The sequence below is a fragment of the Algoriella xinjiangensis genome (assembly GCF_900115015.1).
Classification (GTDB): Bacteria; Bacteroidota; Bacteroidia; order Flavobacteriales; family Weeksellaceae; genus Empedobacter; species Empedobacter xinjiangensis.
On record NZ_FOUZ01000009.1, the window covers coordinates 95,755 to 115,664 of the forward strand.

17 protein-coding genes and 1 tRNA gene are annotated in these 19,910 nt (G+C 31.3%); 6 read left to right on the forward strand and 12 right to left on the reverse strand.

The features are described from left to right. Positions 1–9 precede the first annotated feature (9 nt). Positions 10–456 carry a hypothetical protein gene (locus BM072_RS09880; RefSeq protein ID WP_092908507.1) on the reverse strand — a complete coding sequence of 149 codons (447 nt, stop codon included), beginning with the start codon at positions 454–456 and terminating at the stop codon, positions 10–12. 259 nt (positions 457–715) lie between these two features. After that, positions 716–1,828, reverse strand: a complete 1,113-nt coding sequence (lpxB, locus tag BM072_RS09885; RefSeq protein WP_092908508.1) for a lipid-A-disaccharide synthase — start codon at positions 1,826–1,828, stop codon at positions 716–718. A gap of 102 nt (positions 1,829–1,930) precedes the next feature. Between lpxB and BM072_RS09890 the strand changes: the two genes are divergently transcribed. Beyond that, the gene (locus BM072_RS09890) at positions 1,931–2,440 is read left to right on the forward strand and encodes a DUF2480 family protein (protein WP_092908509.1); all 510 of its coding nucleotides are present in this window, start codon (positions 1,931–1,933) and stop codon (positions 2,438–2,440) included. Between the two features lie 49 nt (positions 2,441–2,489). Here the strand turns inward: BM072_RS09890 and BM072_RS09895 are convergent, their stop codons facing one another. The 3 genes from BM072_RS09895 to scpA form a co-directional block, all read right to left on the reverse strand. Beyond that, entirely contained in the window at positions 2,490–5,243 is a 2,754-nt protein-coding gene (locus tag BM072_RS09895; RefSeq protein ID WP_092908510.1) for a TonB-dependent receptor, read from the reverse strand. A 56-nt stretch (positions 5,244–5,299) separates the two neighbouring features. Then, positions 5,300–5,809, reverse strand: coding sequence for a hypothetical protein (locus BM072_RS09900; protein ID WP_125113476.1), 510 nt, complete (start codon positions 5,807–5,809; stop codon positions 5,300–5,302). A 76-nt stretch (positions 5,810–5,885) separates the two neighbouring features. Further along, the gene (scpA, locus tag BM072_RS09905) at positions 5,886–8,018 is read right to left on the reverse strand and encodes a methylmalonyl-CoA mutase (RefSeq protein WP_092908512.1); all 2,133 of its coding nucleotides are present in this window, start codon (positions 8,016–8,018) and stop codon (positions 5,886–5,888) included. Positions 8,019–8,195: 177 nt separating this feature from the next. Between scpA and BM072_RS09910 the strand changes: the two genes are divergently transcribed. Further along, the gene (locus tag BM072_RS09910; RefSeq protein ID WP_125113477.1) at positions 8,196–9,239 is read left to right on the forward strand and encodes a hypothetical protein; all 1,044 of its coding nucleotides are present in this window, start codon (positions 8,196–8,198) and stop codon (positions 9,237–9,239) included. Between the two features lie 61 nt (positions 9,240–9,300). Here BM072_RS09910 and BM072_RS09915 read toward each other — a convergent pair whose 3' ends face one another. Further along, a complete protein-coding gene (locus tag BM072_RS09915; RefSeq protein WP_245752122.1) occupies positions 9,301–9,624 on the reverse strand; it encodes a hypothetical protein in 324 nt (107 codons plus the stop codon). 169 nt (positions 9,625–9,793) lie between these two features. On the opposite strand from BM072_RS09915, the gene era reads away from it, so the two are divergent. The 3 genes from era (at position 9,794) to BM072_RS09930 (ending at position 12,908) form a co-directional block, all read left to right on the forward strand. Next, positions 9,794–10,681 (forward strand): GTPase Era, encoded by an 888-nt coding sequence (gene era, locus BM072_RS09920; protein ID WP_092908514.1) that lies wholly within the window; start codon positions 9,794–9,796, stop codon positions 10,679–10,681. 110 nt (positions 10,682–10,791) lie between these two features. Next, the gene (locus BM072_RS09925) at positions 10,792–11,580 is read left to right on the forward strand and encodes a universal stress protein (protein WP_092908515.1); all 789 of its coding nucleotides are present in this window, start codon (positions 10,792–10,794) and stop codon (positions 11,578–11,580) included. 83 nt (positions 11,581–11,663) lie between these two features. Continuing rightward, positions 11,664–12,908, forward strand: a complete 1,245-nt coding sequence (locus tag BM072_RS09930; RefSeq protein ID WP_092908516.1) for a DUF445 domain-containing protein — start codon at positions 11,664–11,666, stop codon at positions 12,906–12,908. Positions 12,909–12,960: 52 nt separating this feature from the next. On the opposite strand, the gene BM072_RS09935 is transcribed toward BM072_RS09930, so the two are convergent. The 6 genes from BM072_RS09935 to epsC all read right to left on the reverse strand — a co-directional run bounded on the left by BM072_RS09935 (position 12,961) and on the right by epsC (position 19,019). Then, complete coding sequence (locus BM072_RS09935; RefSeq protein ID WP_177190302.1) at positions 12,961–13,422, reverse strand: ecotin family protein; 462 nt, start codon at positions 13,420–13,422, stop codon at positions 12,961–12,963. Between the two features lie 123 nt (positions 13,423–13,545). Further along, positions 13,546–13,619, reverse strand: a tRNA-Asn gene (locus BM072_RS09940). 171 nt (positions 13,620–13,790) lie between these two features. Next, positions 13,791–14,465, reverse strand: coding sequence for a TIGR02117 family protein (locus BM072_RS09945; protein WP_092908518.1), 675 nt, complete (start codon positions 14,463–14,465; stop codon positions 13,791–13,793). A gap of 93 nt (positions 14,466–14,558) precedes the next feature. Beyond that, the gene (gene clpB, locus BM072_RS09950) at positions 14,559–17,171 is read right to left on the reverse strand and encodes an ATP-dependent chaperone ClpB (protein ID WP_092908519.1); all 2,613 of its coding nucleotides are present in this window, start codon (positions 17,169–17,171) and stop codon (positions 14,559–14,561) included. Between the two features lie 154 nt (positions 17,172–17,325). After that, a complete protein-coding gene (cysK, locus tag BM072_RS09955) occupies positions 17,326–18,234 on the reverse strand; it encodes a cysteine synthase A (protein ID WP_092908520.1) in 909 nt (302 codons plus the stop codon). Positions 18,235–18,245: 11 nt separating this feature from the next. Beyond that, a complete protein-coding gene (epsC, locus tag BM072_RS09960; protein ID WP_092908521.1) occupies positions 18,246–19,019 on the reverse strand; it encodes a serine O-acetyltransferase EpsC in 774 nt (257 codons plus the stop codon). Positions 19,020–19,352: 333 nt separating this feature from the next. On the opposite strand from epsC, the gene BM072_RS09965 reads away from it, so the two are divergent. After that, on the forward strand, positions 19,353–19,778 hold the full coding sequence (locus BM072_RS09965) for a DUF2147 domain-containing protein (RefSeq protein WP_092908522.1): 426 nt from the start codon (positions 19,353–19,355) through the stop codon (positions 19,776–19,778). Positions 19,779–19,910 lie beyond the last annotated feature (132 nt).

The window sequence follows — 19,910 nt, forward strand, 5'->3', positions numbered from 1 at the left end:
ATTTGTCTATTATTGTGCTTTGATATCTAAAACGATAGAATCGTATTTTGGAGATGTACTACCTTCTTTATTACCTGTCCAGAATTTTAATGTATATTCACCAGCATCTTTAGGAGTAAACTTTAATGTTTTTGTTTCTAAAGTGATACCTTCTGTACAACTTGTACTATTAGATTGTTTCCCATATACACCAATGTTATGTTTAAAAGCAGTACTACCTTGTAATAAACTAAATTGAATAAAATCTTGACAAGAATTAGTTTTTTGATAAGTTACATGCACATTTGTTGTTTTACCAGCTGGCATTATTGAATCCTGATTAACTTCAATCTTAGTTGTTGGAAAAAATCCAAAAGTAGAATAATCATTGTCATCATCATTATTTAAACAGCTTGTTGTTGCTAATCCTAAAAAGCCTACAAAAGCTAAAGCGCTTAATCTTTTTACTAATTTCATGGTATGTATTTTATTGTTCTATAAAAGTAAGAGTTAGATTTTGTAAATGGTTGCGTTATAATAAAAAAAGAATTATAAATTTTAACATTTAGCGAAATTAAAAAATCCTTTTAAGCAAATGCTAAAAGGATTTTTTGTGTTAGAAAAGTTTGTTAACTTTTAAGTTAGGTTAACCTTGTCTAGAAATTACCTAATAATATTTTGGCTCTCTCTTTTTGTAAGAGATATATTTTTTAAAAAGGTTGCGTCTACGTATTAATTATTTTTTTAAATCATCAACAATTAAATTCGCAGTACGCTCCGAAGCGCCAACGCCACCAAGTTTATGATACAATTCTTTGTAATCACTTAATATTTGTGCACGCTTTGGTGTATTCAGAATTAAATTTAATTCGTGTTTGATATTCGTATATGTTAACTCGTGTTGTATAAGTTCTTTTACCACTTCTTTATCCATAATTAAATTAACAAGCGAGATAAAACGAATATTTTTAACCACACGTTTTCCTATTTCGTACGAAATACGATTTCCTTTGTAACAAACAACTTCGGGTACTTTTAATAATGCAGTTTCTAAAGTTGCTGTACCAGATGTAACCAAGGCTGCATAAGAAATTCTTAATAAATCGTACGTTCTATTTTCGACAATTTTCAAGTCATCTCCTGCAATTTCTTTGTAGTTTTTTATAGGTTGAGAAGGTGCACCTGCAACCACAAATTGATAATCAGGAAAATCTTTTTGTACCGAAAGCATCAAAGGTAATTTTACTTTAATTTCTTGTGTACGACTTCCTGGTAAAAGTGCAATTATAGGACGATCATCCAAATTATTATCTTTCCTGAACTTTGCTTCATCTATTTCGGGAAGATTATTTAGCGAATCTAGTAGTGGATTTCCTACAAAATCAACTTTATAATCATAGCGTTGATAAAACTCTTCTTCAAATGGAAGAATAACAAACATTTTATCAACTACCTTTTTTATTTTATGAACACGACCAGTTTTCCAAGCCCAAATTTGAGGCGAAATATAATAGTAAACTTTTATACCAAGTTTCTTTACAAACTCTGCAATTCGTAAATTAAAACCAGGATAATCGACCAAAATCACTGCGTCTGGTTGATAGGCTTCGATATCTTTTTTAGCAACAGAAATGTTTCCTAAAATTGTTTTCAAATTCATTAAAACTTCTGCAAAACCCATAAAAGCTAAATCTCGGTAATGTTTTACCAAAGTTCCGCCTTGCGCTTGCATCAAATCTCCACCCCAAAAACGAAATTCGGCTTGAGGATCTTTCTTTTTTAATTCTTTCATTAAGTTCGAAGCGTGTAAATCGCCCGAAGCTTCACCTGCAATGATATAATATTTCAATGGAAATAGTTTTTCTTCACACAAAGATAGGAGAAATCTATAAGCCGAACAGATTCCACTAATTTTTTATTGCGTAATTTTACTCTTCAAAATAGAATGATAATGTCAGACGAAATAGTAAATAAAATTGCCAATAGTGGCTTAATTACAATCGATTTACAAGATTATTATCCAGATGGAGAGCGTGTTGTATTTGATTTGAAGGATTGGTTATACGAAGAATTAATTTTGAGAGAAAAAGATTTTCGTCAAAACCTAAAAGAGCATGATTGGACGCAATACCAAGATAAATATGTAGTATTAACGTGTACGGCTGATGCAATTGTACCATCGTGGGCATATATGTTGGTTACAACGTATCTAAACCCAATTGCAAAGCGTGTTGTGCATGGAAGTTTGCAGGATTTGGATATGATTTTGTACACAGAAATTATAGATCATTTGCCTTATGAAGAATATCAAGACGGAAAAATTATTGTAAAAGGATGTTCGCATAAACCTGTTCCAGATTCGGCATACATACAGTTGATAGAGCGTTTGCAACCAATTGTAAATTCGTTGATGTTTGGCGAGGCTTGTAGTACAGTGCCTTTGTATAAAAAGAAGAAATAAAAAAATCGCTCAATTTGAGCGATTTTTTTATTTCAATATAGTTTATTGTTTACGGTCTTGTCATCATTCTTTCGCTTCTTTGCGAATTTGAAGATCTGTCGCCCATATCACCTTTTGTAGATTTTCCTCCAAATTGATTTAAGTTGAATGTTAACGAAAACATTACGAATTGCGATAAAATATTATTTCGTGTATCAACTGTAGAATCTGCGTTAATAGTTCTTGTAAAACTATTATTTTGGTTTAATAAATCATAAACTTTTACACCAGCTTCTAGCTTATCATCAAAAAATCTGTACATCAAACTTGTGTTCCATAAAAAGAAATCGCGTTTGAAACCTGCAGCCATTCTAGAATTGTAATTGTAGCTAAAATCATTTGTCCATGTTAAATTCTTAGGAAAAGTTGCAATCGTTTTTATTCCAAAATTATGTGTGATATTATTTTGATTATCAATCGTATAATTTTCAAATCTAGAATTTGAGAAATTTAATCGGTACGATGGCGAAATAGTTAAATAGTCACCATAATCCCAATTCAAACGAATATTTGGAGCTAAATTAGTGCTGAATTGTTCAAATTTTTCTCCATCACGAAAACCTTGTGTCAAGCCATAATTAGCCGAAATACCAACATTTAATCTAAATTTATTTATTCCTTTTTGATATTGTTTATTGAAAGAAAAATTTCCAGATAATCTATAATTTCCTTTTACATTTTCGTAAGTAGTTGTTCGTTTATAGCTCGTATAATCCACATCCGTAAAATTTACAATACTCGATTCGTTGTACGTATAATTAAGAAATGCATTAACGCCTTGTCTTGTTTTGCGATCAAAATTGCTAAACATCAAGTTAATATTATGTGCTTTATTCGGATCAAGATCAGGATTACCTTTATAAACATCTAATGGATCGGTTTCATCTAAAATCGGTAAAACTTGCGATGACGAAGCTAAACTTGTTTGATAATTATATTGCAACGAAAGCGAATTATTTCCGTTTTGATAACGAATATTTCCTTCTAAATTAGGCAATGTTTTATTTTGAACAGAGCTATAATCTGTTGATTTAAATATTCCGAAATTGTCTTGATTATAAATATTAGCACCAACTTTTACCGCCGCAGATAATTTTGATTTGTTTAATAAAAATTGTGCGTAAGGCGTAATTTGATGCTGTTTTGTTGAATAAAATCGCGTCAAATCATTGTTCATTTGGTCATATTCTCCCGTAATATCGTTGTAATTCCACGTTCTATTATTTGTTTCAGTATCATTAAAATCGTATGCAGTACCAATTGTTATTTTTGCAGAATCGGCGATTGGATACGTGTATTTTGCATCAAAAATGTACAAATTATTTTTAGAAATATTGCTTTCGTTGATGTTTCTGTAAATATCCGAAATTGGATCATTTGTGTATAAAGTTGTCGAATTGATTCGTGAATCTCGGTCTGTTTTACCAATCGAAATGTCTGAATTTAAATCGAAATACGAATTATTTTTAAATTTCTGATTAAGAGATAAGTTCGTTTTAAATGTATTTGACGTTGATTTTCCATTTGAAGTTTGATTCATTTCATTTCTCAAATCGCCTAAATCAGAAAATGTTTTACTTTCTGTCTGCGCAGAGTTTGTAGAAGATGAATTGCTAAAAGATGGATAGAAATATATTTTGGTGTTGTTTTTTGTCCATTCTAAATTTGTTCCAAAATTATGACCATACGTTTCATTTTTTGTATTTGAATTAGCGTCAGAAGTATAAATGTTTTTTGGAGCAAAATTTTCGACATGTTTGTATTGTTCATTTTTAGAAAATGAATGATTTAAACGATAATCAGCGCCAATTTTTAAATTATCATTTAGCTGATCGTTGTAATTTAATCCAACCGAAGTGTTGGTTGAAATACCGTCCGAATTTCTTCTTCCCATACCACCACGACCACGAGAACCTTCGCCGCTAACCATACCCGAAGCCGCAATATCTGTAGAAGAACCAATTAAACTTAACTTGCGTTTTCCCTTAAAATAGTTCGCCATCAAATTAGCTTCGTAGTGATTATCTGTACCATAACCGCCTGTCGCTTTTAGCATATAACCTTGCTTTTTGTCTTCTTTTAAAGTGATATTTAAAGAAGATTTATCTGATTTAGATTTTTCACCAGAAAATTTTTCATTCTTTGTTTTGAAGTCCGAAACCTGAATTTTGCTGATAATATCCGCAGGTAAATTTTCTAAAGCAACTTTTCCATCCGTTCCAAAAAAAGTTTCTCCATCAATCAAAATCTCATTAATTTGCTTTCCGTTTACCGTAATTGCACCAGCATCATCCATCTCAAAACCTGGTAATTCGCGCAATAAAGCTTCTAAATTTGCATTAGGTTTTACTTTGTACGAATCTGCATTATATTCAATCGTATCCTGCTTTACAACCATTGCTTCTACATTTTTTACGACAACTTCTTGTAAATCATAAACCATAGGATTGATGACAACTGTGCCCAAATCAATGTTATTTTTTATAGATTCAAAACTTTGTTTAAAAACACCTTCTAAAGCATCATCAATAATTAAATAAACGGGATGATCTTGAATTGAAACTTCGAATTTAAAACTTCCATTATCGTCTGTAATTGTAGAGGAGATTTTAGTAGAATCGGCTTTGTTACCAACAATAACTTCAGCATCCGTTAACGGAAAATTTAAAGCATCTGTAACTTTACCTGTTATGGTAATTTTTTCTTGTCCGAAAGCAAAAAATGTAAGGCAAGTAAAAAATAATGCAAGAATGTGTTTTGACATAGAGAATAGATTTTCATCTGTTAGACATCAAAATCAGTGCAAAGTTTAATGTGAAACTAAAGTTTTTTCCAACTATTTGTAGAAATCTTTGCTGTATCTATTGTCGAAGAAGTATTAAACAATGGTGTTATAGCAACAACACGTTTTACTTTTAAGGTTTTTGATTTAGATTCTGGACAATTAATTTCGATTAATTTAATTGTTTCTGAAGCAGATGTTTTGGATTGAAATAAAACTTTTTTGGTTGTTTTATCAATTTTCCAATCTGCACAATCATTAATACTGTAATATTCGAAAGTAAATAAAGGAATCAAACCAATGATAATTCCCAATACAAATTTCATGACATTCGAAAAACTCCAACCTTCATTCTTTTTGATAGAAAGTAAAAATAACACATAAATACTTACTGCTGCTAGAAAGGTTAAAACTTTTGGAAATATTTTTGAGACCTGATAATTTGAGAATTCTAGACTTATAAAATCACCTATCAGAAAGTATCCAATAAACCATAGTATAAAAATTATACAGCTTGTTAAGATAATATATCGTAAGGTTTTATTCATCTTGTTTTTAGGTTTGCGTGGTATAAATATAAAAATATTCCTGTCAATAGACAGGAATACTTGTATTAAAATAGACTTATTTAGATGATTTTAATAAATTTTCTAGAATTTCGCAAGCACTTTCAGCTAAATTGGTTCCAGGACCAAAAATTGCATCAGCACCATTTTGATACAGATAATCGTAATCTTGACGAGGAATAACGCCTCCTACAACAATATAAACATCATCGCGACCTAACTCTTTCAATTGTTTTACAACTTCCGGAACTAATGTTTTGTGACCTGCCGCTAAAGAAGAAATTCCTAGAATATGAACATCATTTTCTATCGCTTGTTTCGCAACTTCGGCTGGTGTTTGGAACAATGGCGAAATATCAACATCGAAGCCCATATCGGCAAAAGATGTAGCCACTACTTTAGCACCTCTATCGTGACCATCTTGTCCCATTTTGGCAACCATAATACGTGGACGACGTCCGTCTTCTTCCGCAAATTGATCTGCCAATTTACGCGCTTCTTCAAACTTATCCATTTTTCCTGCTCCCATTGCGTAAATACCTTGAATTCCTCTTGTTATTGCTTTGTGTCGACCAAAAATTGTTTCTAATGCATCAGAAATTTCACCTAAAGTTACTCGACGACGAGCGGCTTCTATTGATAATTCTAATAAATTACCTTCGCCAGTTTCTGCGGCTTTTGTTAATTGTGCTAAAATATCTTTTACAGCCTCATTATCACGATCTGCTTTGATTTGATTTAAACGATCAATTTGTTTTTGACGAACTGTTGTATTGTCAATATCAAGAATATCAAATTCTTGTTGTTTTAATTTAGAACGATAAGCGTTAACACCAACTATGGCAACATCGCCAGAATCAATATTCGCTTGTTTTTTTGCAGCAGCTTCCTCAATACGCATTTTCGGAATACCAGCTTCTATGGCTTGCGTCATTCCGCCTAATTCGCGCACTTCCTGAATATATTCCCACGCTTGATTCGCCATATCATTGGTTAAAGACTCAATCATAAAACTTCCTCCAAAAGGATCAGCAGTTCTACAAATTTGAGTTTCTTCTTGCAAAATAATTTGCGTATTACGTGCAATTCGTGCAGAAAAGTCTGTTGGTAAAGCAATTGCTTCGTCCAGTGCATTGGTGTGTAAAGATTGTGTTCCGCCAAGTGCCGCAGCCAAAGCTTCAATTGCCGTACGTCCAATGTTGTTATATGGTTCTTGTTCTGTTAAGCTCCAACCAGAAGTTTGGCAGTGAGTTCTTAACATTAACGATTTTTTATTTTGAGGTTCAAATTCTTGCATCAATTTTGCCCAAAGCATACGTGCAGCACGCAATTTTGCAATTTCTTGAGGAAAATTCATTCCAATGGCCCAAAAGAAAGATAAACGAGGAGCAAAATCATCTACTTTTAAACCTGCATCTAAACCTGTTTTTACATATTCGTAACCATCAGCCAAAGTATAAGCCATTTCTAAAACTGGCGTTGCACCAGCTTCTTGCATGTGATAGCCCGAAATAGAAATTGAGTTGAAACGAGGAATTTTTTGTGACGTATATTCAAAAATATCCGCAATAATTTTCATTGATGGTGTTGGTGGATAAATGTAAGTATTACGCACCATAAACTCTTTCAAGATATCATTTTGTATCGTACCCGAAAGTTGATCTTGCGAAACACCTTGCTCTTCTGCGGCAACAATATAAAATGCCAAAATCGGAAGAACTGCTCCATTCATCGTCATCGAAACAGAGATTTTATCTAATGGAATTTCATCAAATAAAATTTTCATATCCTCTACAGAATCTATCGCAACACCAGCTTTACCAACGTCTCCTACAACACGTTCGTGATCCGAATCATAACCGCGGTGCGTTGCCAAATCAAAAGCAACAGAAAGACCTTTTTGCCCTGCAGCTAAGTTTCTTTTGTAAAATGCATTTGACTCTTCTGCCGTAGAAAAACCTGCATATTGACGAATTGTCCAAGGCTGACGAACATACATTGTTGTGTACGGACCTCGTAAATAAGGTGCAATACCTGGTAAAAAATTAATTTGTTTTAAATCTTTTACATCGTCATAGTTATAATCACTTTTTACTTGTAAACTATCTAATTCAAACGATTCTATATGTGTTGGATTAGAATTTAGATTTCTTTTAAATCGTAAATTCGAAAAATCTGTTTTGTGATTCATAGCGCTAAGATAAATAATAATCTAAAAGATTATATAAAATAACCTTTTTTTGATTTGAGTTTTTTGAACGATTTGTGAACAAATTATTCTAAATAAAGCAATGTTGTTATTTTTGGTAAAATTATTGATTTGATTTTGATAATCAGTACAATAACAAACCACAAAAAACATGAGATTATGAAATTAGAATTTAGTACAAAATCAATTTCTGAGATTTTAGCAGAATTTGAAGATAAAAAAACGTTTGATTGGCAGAATGATATTTTTAATTTTTTAAGAAAACATGATGAAAGCTCGTCTGCTGTTAAATTTCATTATGCTTTAGAAGACAATGTTTATACATCTGTTTTTAACAGAGAGTTTGTAAGCAATACTTTTAAGTCTTTGAATGATTATTTGGGATTAAAAAAAGGTGATACAGCTTTGTTAAGTTCTTCGGTATTAGAAAATGAAGGCGAAATTGTTATTCTACAAGCAATAGAAGGAGGATTGGATTTGTATTGTAATGAAGATTCTGATGAGATAAAAATTCCGTACACAGGCGAACATCAAGACGAAATTGGGTTTGCGATTGATTATGCTTATGTTACAAAAGTACAAGCAGAAAACTCAATGAGTAATTTGGTCCGAATAAATAAAGTTGCAATAGAGGTTGATAGTTTAAATAATGATTTATCAAAACAGTTAAATAAAATAGATAAAACATCATTTTATAAAGTTTATACGGCAAATGGATATCCAGTTGCGATAAAAAAGAATAATGATGTAGAATTTTCTGTTTTAGATAAAATTGATATTTCTGAAGATGAAAAAGGAAGCTTGATTTTAAATTCGCCTTATGAAGAAGAGTCTTTAAACACACATCGTCAAGTTGTGATTATAGATGATAAGAAATTCAGATTTTTATCTAAAAACGAATGTCGATTAGGTAATAATGGAGAAATTATAAATTTAGAACAGATTGAAGAAAAGCTAAAACCATACATCGATTTAAATTATGTTGTGATTGATTTTCCACAAAAAGAGACCGGAAAAGAAGTAATTACTTTGGTTATAGAAAGTAGATTTTCTACAGAAATTAATATTCCGAATAACGAATTAGAGGAAAGAGAAGTTCCGCAACAAACATTTTTTATCGGAGAATTCCCGAAAAGTCAAGATAAATCTGCAATTCGCGCAGATTTAAAAAGATTATTAAAAGAATCAAATAAAAAAGATTAAAACAAAATAATGGGATACTTTTTGAGTATCCCATTATTAATTTAAAAATTGTAAAAATCAATTAATACTGAATATCAATTAATGATTTTAATGGAATTAAAACACCATTTTTAATTTGTAAATATTTTTCTGTTACCGACCAAACTGTCGTTTCGATTTTCTTTGGACCTTGATCAGTTTGAAAAGTAATATATGCTTTTGATTTAAATTCGTTTCCTAAACGTACAGCACCATTCAATTTGCTTGCTTCTACTGTTACCTCGTCTTTTGGTGCGTCTAAAAATTTATAGTTAAATATTTCTTCTTTTTCAATTAATTCTGCTTTCATCATTTTTTTAAATTTTGGATTATTTAATTTTCCATAACACAATATGAAATTAGTCATATTTTTCAATAAACAATAAAATTCTGACTATTTTTTTAGTGTAAATACGCATATTCAAAACACAGACCAAATCAGTTTTTTAGCTACGAAATATTTTAAAATTGAGGATTCATGAAATCTAACAAAATAATAACTCAATCATTTTCTAAGAAATCACTAAATTTGCACAATGTCAGACGAAAAGATATTTAAATCCGGTTTTGTAAACATCATAGGAAATCCAAATGTTGGAAAATCTACTTTGATGAATATAATGATGAAAGAACGTTTAGTAATTGCAACTCACAAGGCGCAAACCACACGTCATCGTATCAAAGGAATTTTGACAGGAGAAGATTATCAAATTGTTTTTTCGGATACACCAGGTGTTTTAGACCCAGCTTACGAATTGCAAACTAAAATGATGGATGCTGTAAAAGAGTCGTTGGTTGATGCTGATGTGATTCTTTATGTTGTAGAAATTGGAGAAAAAAGTCTGAAAAACGAAGAAGTTTTTGCACGTCTACAAAAAACATCTACACCAATTATTTTATTATTAAATAAGATAGATACCGCTACACCAGATCGTTTGAATGATGCAGTTGATTATTGGCATGAACTTTTACCAAACGCCGAAATTTTACCAATTTCTGCAAAAGAAAACGTAAATGTAGATTTGTTAGTCAATAAAATTAAAGCAATTATACCCGAAGGACCACAATATTATCCAGATGATCAATTAACAGATCGTTCGGAGCGTTTTATTGTAAACGAGGTTATTCGCGAAAAGATTTTATTAAACTATCAAAAAGAAATTCCATATTCGGTTGAGGTTGTAACAGAACGTTTTAAAGAAGATTTACATTTAATCTCAATAGAAGCAGAAATTTATGTAGAACGTGATTCTCAAAAAGGAATTATCATTGGACATAAAGGCGAATCTTTATCAAAAGTTGGGAAAGAAGCAAGAGAAGAGTTAGAGAAGTTTTTTGACAAAAAAGTGTTCTTAAAACTTTTTGTAAAAGTGCGTAAAGACTGGCGAAGTAAAGAAAATGATTTACGTCGTTTTGGTTATTAAAAACGAATTAAAAATAGCAAAGCGTTGAGAAATCAACGCTTTTTTTGTGTCTTTAACTGAAAGAATAATTGTAAATTTGAAGAGATATAAATCTTTATAATCAAATAATTATGACTAAAATATTATTCCCAACAGATTTTTCTGATACTGCAAATAATGCTTTTTTATATGCCTTAAATCTTGCGAAAGTTTTAAATGCCGAAATCCGATTAATTTCTGTTCAATCTAGTGTTAAAAATTATCTTGATGTAACAGAAGATGATTTCGAAAGCTATATAAATCAACTAAAAGACATTGCAACTGCAAACGGTTTAGAAGATATTAATATTGAAAGTTCGCTTGTTATTGGAGATTTATTGATGATGATTTTAGATATTGTAAACAAACAAGATATTAGTTATATCGTAATGGGAACCAATGGACAAAATAGTTTGGGTAAAAAGTTTTTTGGTTCTAATACACTAAATGTGCTTAATAATGCAACCGTTCCGGTAATGATTGTGCCAAATAAAGTAAAGTTTAAAAAAGAAAGAAATTTTGCTTTTGCAACTTTATTTAATGAGACAGAAAATAAAGCATTAGCGCAAATGGACGAAGTTGTAAATCGTTACAACAAACAATTAAAATTAGTACACGTAGAAACAAAAGTTGTGACAACAGAAATGCTTCGTGTAAAAGGAGAATGGGAAGAAAAATATCCAAAAGCTAAAATAGAAATCGTGAATAATGATGATGTAGAAGGCGGATTATTTAGCTATTGTACATCAAATAAAGTAGATGTTTTAGGAGTTGTTCACCGTGAATTATCATCTTTCGAACGTTTATTTACAATCAATCACAGCCAACGCTTGTTGTCAAATGCAAGTGTAGCTTTATTGGTTTTTCAAGAATCTAAATAAGTATAAATAAATACTAAAGCGATGTATTTCATCGCTTTTTTTGATTGGCTAAATTTTTGCTCTTTTTTTATAAATTAACGAATATGACCGAACAAGAAAAGAAAAATAATCTAAAAAAGCACAAAGCAATTGCGACAGGACTATTTGTTGTAATGATGATTGTCTATTTTTTGATGGTTTATTTGGCGCAACATTCCGATGCCAAATGGATTGGTTATGTAGAAGCTTTTGCCGAAGCCGCGATGGTTGGTGCGCTTGCCGATTGGTTTGCGGTTACAGCTTTGTTTCGTTATCCGTTGGGAATTAAAATTCCACACACAAATTTAATAGAGAACAGTAAAAATGCAATTGGTGATAATTTAGGACAATTTGTAACCGATAATTTTTTGACGCCCAAAACAATTCGTCCATATATAGAAAAGCTAGAAGTTGTAAAATTTGCGGCAGATTGGTTAAATAAACCGTCTAATCAAAAAGGATTGCAAGAAGAATTAATCAATTTTTCTAAAAAGATTGTCAATGATTTAGATGATAAAGATGTTGTTGATTTTATTTCGTTAAAAGGTGATGAAATTTTAAAACAATTTGATTTACCAGAACTTGTTTCGTCTAGTTTAGAATATATTTTAGAGAAAGAAAAGCATGATGAAATTTTAGAATCAATTATTCCAAAAGCAAAAGAATATATTTTGCAAAGTGATTTAATTATCAAGGATAAATTGAATGAAAAACATCCCGTAATTTCTTTTTTTGCAGGTAAAAAAATCTCGAAAGGAGTAGTGGAAGGCGTGATTAGTTTTCTGGATGAAGTAGAAGAAGATCGAGAACATCCGGTTCGTCAAAATATAGAGCAGATTATTCGAGATAATATTTTGAATATAAAAGAATCGCCTGAATGGAGAATTAAGCTAGAAAGTTTGCGCGATGATTTTATTACGCCCGAACGTTTTCATGATTATGCCCTTGATTTATGGACGGCGATTCGACAAAATTTAACCGAAAGCTTTGATGATAAAGATTCAGCTTTACAAGTTTATATTCAGAAAAATATAAAGAAGCTTGCCGAAAATTTAACGGATAATCAAGAAATGATTACTAAAATAAACGGTTGGGTTCGTCATTTTATTTACCGCATGATTTTACGAAATGTAGGCGAAGTAGAAGATTTGATTAGTAAAACCGTTGGCGATTGGGAAGGAAAACAATTGAGTGAAAAACTAGAACTAGAAGTTGGTAAAGATTTGCAATTTATACGAATCAATGGGACTTTGGTTGGAGGTTTAGTAGGTTTAATCATTTATACAATAACACAATTGGTGTTTCATTAAAATAAAAAAGCGCGAGATTTATCTCGCGCTTTTTCTATCAACAATTATAAAATTATTTTACTGTAGTCAGTTTTTCATCCGCCTTCCAAATTCTATATTCTAACACATAGCCTTTTGGTACATAAACTACAATTGGTAATTTGCTGTTATAGCGTGTTTGTAAACTTTTTGCATGAACTACTTTTTCAATCGATTTATTATTCATACATCCCATTAAAGAGCCTGCTACATTACCATTCGACTCGAATTGATAAAAGTTATATCCCCAACCATCTACTGTTTTTTCTTCAAAAGTACCAGCCAAAAAGAAATTATTACATGTATCAACCAATGTTTTTTTACCAACAAATAGCTCTACACTATAATTATCTTCGTTTGGTAAAGTTTTTAAAGTAATCACTTTTTGTTCGTATCCACTTTTTGCTTTTGGATACATAGAATAATCAATTTTACTTTTTTGAGCAAATGATAATGTTGTTAAGATCAATGCTACAATGCTAAATATTCTTGTCATTTTCATACTTGTTTAGAATTTGTTTTTCTATAAGTAAGATGTCTAGAAGTGGGAAAAGGTTGTGTGATGAAGTGTTAAAAATATCACAAATAAAAAAAGACAATCAAATGATTGTCTTTTTTGCTCCTCCTCTTGGGCTCGAACCAAGGACCCTCTGATTAACAGTCAGATGCTCTAACCAACTGAGCTAAGGAGGAGTATCGTTATCGATATTGTGTTGCAAATATAGAGCAAATTTTATTACTTCCAAATCTAAAATTAAAAAAAATGATGCGTTGAATGCCCTAAAACAGGCAACTCTTTGAAAATGAATGATAAAAAATTTTATTTTTTTTGAAAAATATTCATCTTAAATCTTAATTTGAAATTTATTTGTAATGATAAAAGATTCCTTGTTGTGTAGCCGTCCATAAAGGCGCTTCTTTATTTGCCGCTTTTAATGCATTGCTTGCCCACGTATTACACGTAAAAAATAAGCTATAACTACCTTTTGCTTCGTAAAAAGCATCATTATTACCGTAAACAGCATCCGTTTTTATCAGTTGGATTTTATTTTGTTCATCCAAATCAAAAGATTGTTTTATATAGTTTATCAATTCTGTATATTCTTCTTTGCTCATGTAGACGCGCTTACAATCTTCATCTACTTTCATTTCGTTGTAAAAAGTTGTGTGCATCGCAGATTCTCCTAACCAAAAAGCAGCTTTAAAAGCGGTTGAGAATTTTAAATCTTTCCATTCGGGTGTATCCAAATAAAAACCTTTGTCGCCCCAACCAACCGCAAGATATTTATACTGTTGTTTAGATTTTGTATCGCTGAAAGGAATATAAGTTGACCAATCAATTTGATCTGTAACTACAGGCATCACAATGTCCGTATGTACGCCGTTTGTTTTGATATAAACTTCGACTTGATCAATTGGTTTTTCTGGTGTTTTATTAACCGAAATTAAAGGAAGAATGAGAACTGCAAGTAGATAAATGATAATTAATCCGACTAAAACGCCCAATGTTTTAAGGATAAACTTTAATATTTTTTTCATAGTTGTGAGGTTGATGAGCTAAAATAAAAAAACCTGCTTAATTAAAAGCAGGTTTTAAGCTAAATATTCACATTAATAAAAAACTGTCTATTCTTAGTTATTTGTTCTGAAAACTAATTTATTGTCGCCTTGTTTTTCGTCAAAATAATCAACTAAAACAGCGTCATTATCATTAATTGTTCCTTTTAAAATTTCTTTAGAAAGTTCATTCAACACATCTTGTTGAATAACTCTTTTCAATGGTCGCGCTCCAAATTGTGGATCGTATCCTTTTTTCGCTAAATAATCTATCGCTTCTGGCGTAATATCTAATGTAATATCGCGAAGTGCTAATTTTTTAGCCACGGCATTTAAATAGATTTTTACAATTCCAGAAATTTGATTTTCGCTTAACGGACGGAATAATATAATTTCGTCGATACGGTTTAAAAACTCTGGACGGAAATTTTGTTTTAATTCGTCAAAAACAACCTCTTTTGTTTCGTTATAAACTTGTGCAACATTATTGTTATCAATATCCGCAAATTTCTCTAAAATAGTATGCGAACCAAAGTTAGACGTCATAATGATTATGGTGTTTTTGAAGTTAACAACACGTCCTTTATTGTCTGTTAATCGACCATCATCTAAAACTTGTAATAAAATATTGAAAACATCTGGATGCGCTTTCTCTATCTCATCTAACAAAATTACCGAATATGGACGACGACGAACAGCCTCTGTTAATTGTCCACCTTCATCATAACCAACATAGCCCGGAGGTGCCCCAACCAAGCGCGAAACGGCATGACGTTCTTGATATTCTGACATATCGATACGCGTCATTGCATTTTCATCATCAAATAAAAACTCAGCCAAAGCTTTCGCTAATTCGGTTTTACCAACACCTGTAGATCCTAAGAATAAGAACGAACCAATTGGTTTTCCTTCGTCACTTAATCCAGCTCTAGAACGGCGAATAGCGTCCGAAACTGCTGTAATTGCTTCTTCTTGTCCTAATACACGTTGATGCAATTCTTCTTCTAAATTCAATAATTTTTCGCGGTCAGATTGCATCATTTTTTGAGCAGGAACACCTGTCCATTTTGATACAACTTCTGCAATATCATCCGAATCAACAAATTCTTTTACCAATTTGTTTTGCGAATTTTTTTCAAGAATTTCTTCAGCATCTTGCAAATCTTTTTTGGCATTTACCAAATCTTCAAATTCTAATTTAGAAGCTGTTGCGTAATCATAATCACGTTTTGCACGTTCGATATCAAATTTTATATTTTCGATATTTTTACGTAAATCTTGCACTTCGTCCGCACGATTTTTTTCTGCTTGCCATTTCGAGTTTAATTGACTTCTTTCGTCTTGAAGATTTGATAATTCTTCTTTCAAAAGATTCAATTTTTTCTCATCATCTTCACGTTTTATCGCTTCAATTTCGATTTCTAACTGAATAATTCGACGATCTAATTTATCTAAATCTTCAGGTTTAGAATTCATTTCCATTCTTAATTTAGACGCAGCTTCGTCCATTAAATCAATGGCTTTATCCGGTAAAAAACGATCTGTAATATAACGTGTTGATAATTTAACAGCCGCTATAATTGCTTCGTCTTTAATTCCTATTTTATGATGTTGTTCGTATTTATCTTTAATTCCACGTAAGATAGAAATTGCAGATTCTTCATCTGGCTCTTCCACCATTACTTTCTGAAAACGACGCTCTAATGCTTTATCTTTTTCGAAATATTTTTGATATTCATTAAGTGTTGTTGCACCAATCGAACGTAATTCTCCACGAGCCAAAGCAGGTTTTAGGATATTTGCCGCATCCATAGCGCCTTCTCCGCCACCACCAGCACCAACCAATGTGTGAATTTCATCTATAAATAAGATGATTTCTCCATTAGATGAAGTTACTTCTTTGACAACTGCTTTTAAACGCTCCTCAAATTCTCCTTTGTATTTCGCACCCGCAACCAAAGCACCCATATCCAACGAGAAAATTTGTTTATTCAACAAGTTTTCAGGAACATCTCCATTGATAATTCGGTGTGCTAAACCTTCTGCAATAGCAGTTTTACCAACACCTGGCTCACCAATTAAGATTGGATTGTTTTTGGTACGACGCGATAGGATTTGTAATACACGGCGAATTTCTTCGTCACGTCCAATTACAGGATCCAACTTTCCTTCTTTTGCTAAATCTGTTAAGTTTTTAGCAAATTTATTTAATGAATTATATGTGCCTTCTGCATTTTCAGAAGTTACTCTTTCTCCGTTTCTCAATTCTGTTACTAATTTTTTTGTGTTATCAAATGTTACACCTTTGTTTTTTAGTAATTGACTAACAGGCGAAACATTTTTGATTAAACCTAATAATAAATGTTCTAACGTAATAAAATCATCGTTCATCTCTTTTGCAATTTCTTTCGCAACTTGCAAAATTTGGTTAGATGAATTAGAAAGATGATTTCCTTGTTGCCCTTCAATTCTTGGATATTTGCTAATTTCAAGGTCTAATTCTGGTTTTAGAATATCCACTTTTACACCTTGTTTTTCTAATATTAATGAAATTACATTTTCATCAACATCCAACATTCCTCCAAAAATATGAGCAGGTTCTATTGCTTGATTTTTATGCTCAACAGCAATTTGTTGAGCGGACTGAATTGCTTCTCGTCCTTTTATAGTAAATTGATTAAAATCCATTGTTTTTTAGTTTTTTATGTTTGATTGTGTTTAGTATTCATCAAAAAAAACTCCAAACTAATTTTAATCGGATAAAACTGACTTTTTGACGTTGTTACATAAAAAAAGGAGACATTTTGACAACATCTCCTTTTCGCATTTTTAAATTTTGATTTTAAAACAATCCTTCTATTGATAAATAGCGTTCTCCTGTATCATAATTAAATGTCAGTATTTTTGCTTCAGTTCCTATTTCTTCTAATTTTTTTGATACTGCAGCTAATGATGCTCCAGTTGAAATACCAACAAATAAACCTTCTTCTTTCGCAATTATTTTTGTAAAATCGTAGGCTTCTTCTTTCGTGATTTGTATAGAACCGTCTAAAATAGAAGTATCTAAATTACCTGGAATAAAACCTGCACCAATTCCTTGCAAAGCATGCGGACCAGATTGCCCTCCAGAAATTACGGGAGAATCTGATGGTTCTACTGCTAAAACTTTTGTTGCAGAATTTAGTTCTTTCAAAGCTTTTCCTACACCAGATAAATGCCCGCCAGTTCCTACACCAGAAATTAGATAATCTACACCTTGAGGAAAATCTGCAATAATTTCTTTTGCAGTTGTATTATAATGAACTGTTGGATTTGAGCTATTCTCGAATTGTTGCGGAACCCAAGCGCCATCTATCGTTTCGGCTAATTCTTGTGCCTTTGCAATTGCGCCTTTCATACCCAATTCTTTTGGTGTCAAAACAAATTCAGCACCATAAGCTTCCATTATTTTACGACGCTCAATAGACATTGATTCGGGCATTGTAATAATCATTTTATAACCTTTTACAGCCGCAACAAACGATAAACCAATTCCTGTATTACCAGAAGTAGGCTCAATAATAGTTCCACCAGGTTTTAGAATTCCAGCTTTTTCAGCATCTTCAATCATTGCCAAAGCAATACGATCTTTGATAGATCCGCCTGGATTTTGTTTTTCTACTTTTATATAAACTTGATGGTTCGGAAATAGTTTATTTAGTTTAATAATTGGCGTATTTCCAATTGTTTCTAATACATTATTATAAATCATTGTTTAAGTTTTTAGATTGTGTAATCGTTATGATGTTCTGTTTTTTGTTTTCTAATTTGTGGTTGCTGCTCCAAATAAACAACCGAATTTTCTTCGATACTTTCGGTAATCCACACATTTCCACCAATGGTAGAATTTTTTCCGATAATCGTTGTTCCGCCTAAAATTGTAGCACCAGCGTAAATTGTAACATTATCTTCGATAGTTGGATGACGTTTTTTATCCGCTAAATTTTTCGAAACATAAAATGCGCCAAGCGTAACGCCTTGATAAATTTTGACATTATCACCAATTGTTGTTGTTTCACCAATTACAATTCCCGTTCCGTGATCGATGTAAAAGTTTTTACCAATTGTAGCGCCAGGATGAATATCAATTCCAGTTTTAGAATGTGCATATTCAGAAAAAAATCGTGGTAAAATTGGCGCGTCTAATTGATATAAAACGTGAGCCAAACGATGAATTGCGATGGCAAAAAAACCTGGATAAGCCAAAATGATTTCGATTTCTGATTTTGAAGCAGGATCATTTGCGTAAAACGTGAAGATTAAATGTTCTAATTCGCGACGAATTGTTTCGAATTGATCAAAAAAGAATAAGCTAATTTTTTCGGCTTTTTCTATCGGAACAATTTTAATTAAAATTTCATTTAATTTATTTAAAAGTTCTTGTTTTGAATAAGTTGGATTAGGCTGCTGAAATATTTCATCATATATAATTGATTCAATCAGAGGTTCTAATTCATGTTTATTAAACGGTAAACTGTATTTATTTAATTTCTGCATTCTCTATTTATCTATAAACTCTATAAAAATAGTAGACAAATGTATTAATTTTTTTTATTTATACGATAGAAGAAGTGATAAATCATGAATTTTCAAAAAATAGAATTCAAAAAAATAATTATTATGTTAGCATAGTTTACACTAAATTGTCTTTAATGAGTAAAAATAATAATATTTATCAATAATTTATTTATTTAATATTTCCTTGTTAATAAGTGTTTTATTCGTTTTTAATCATAAAATATGATAAATTTTTATAAAATTTTAGCTTTAGTGTTTTGATTACACTAAAATTTAATTACTTTAGTGAAATAAATTTTAAAGGATAAAAATATGAAAAAATCAATTTTATTCGGATTATTCTTTATGTTGACATCTTTAATGTACGCACAATCACCGATTGGAACATGGAAAACAATTGATGACGAAACGAAACAGGCGAAGTCTTACGTAGAGATTTTCGAAAAAGATGGTAAACTTTACGGTAAAGTCTCTAAGATTTTAACAAAAGGAAAAGAAAATGCAAAATGTACAGAATGTACAGGAGCACTAAAAAATAAACCAATTTTAGGACTTCAGATTCTTTCGGGTCTTAAAAAAGAAGGAAAAGAATGGTCTGGAGGAAAGATTATTGATCCTACAAACGGAAAAGAATACAAAGCAAAAATGACCCTAAATGGAGTTGATAAATTGGATGTAAGAGGTTACATTGGAATTTCATTAATGGGAAGAACACAAACTTGGCAACGAGTTAAATAAAATCAAAACGAAAAAAAGGTTACTCTGAGTAATCAAACCCACAAAATTTTTACTCTATAATGACTATTTTATATTTAAAGTAGTCATTATTTTTTTTGCTTAAATTTGTAGCTTCAAAAGTTTCTTTTGAAC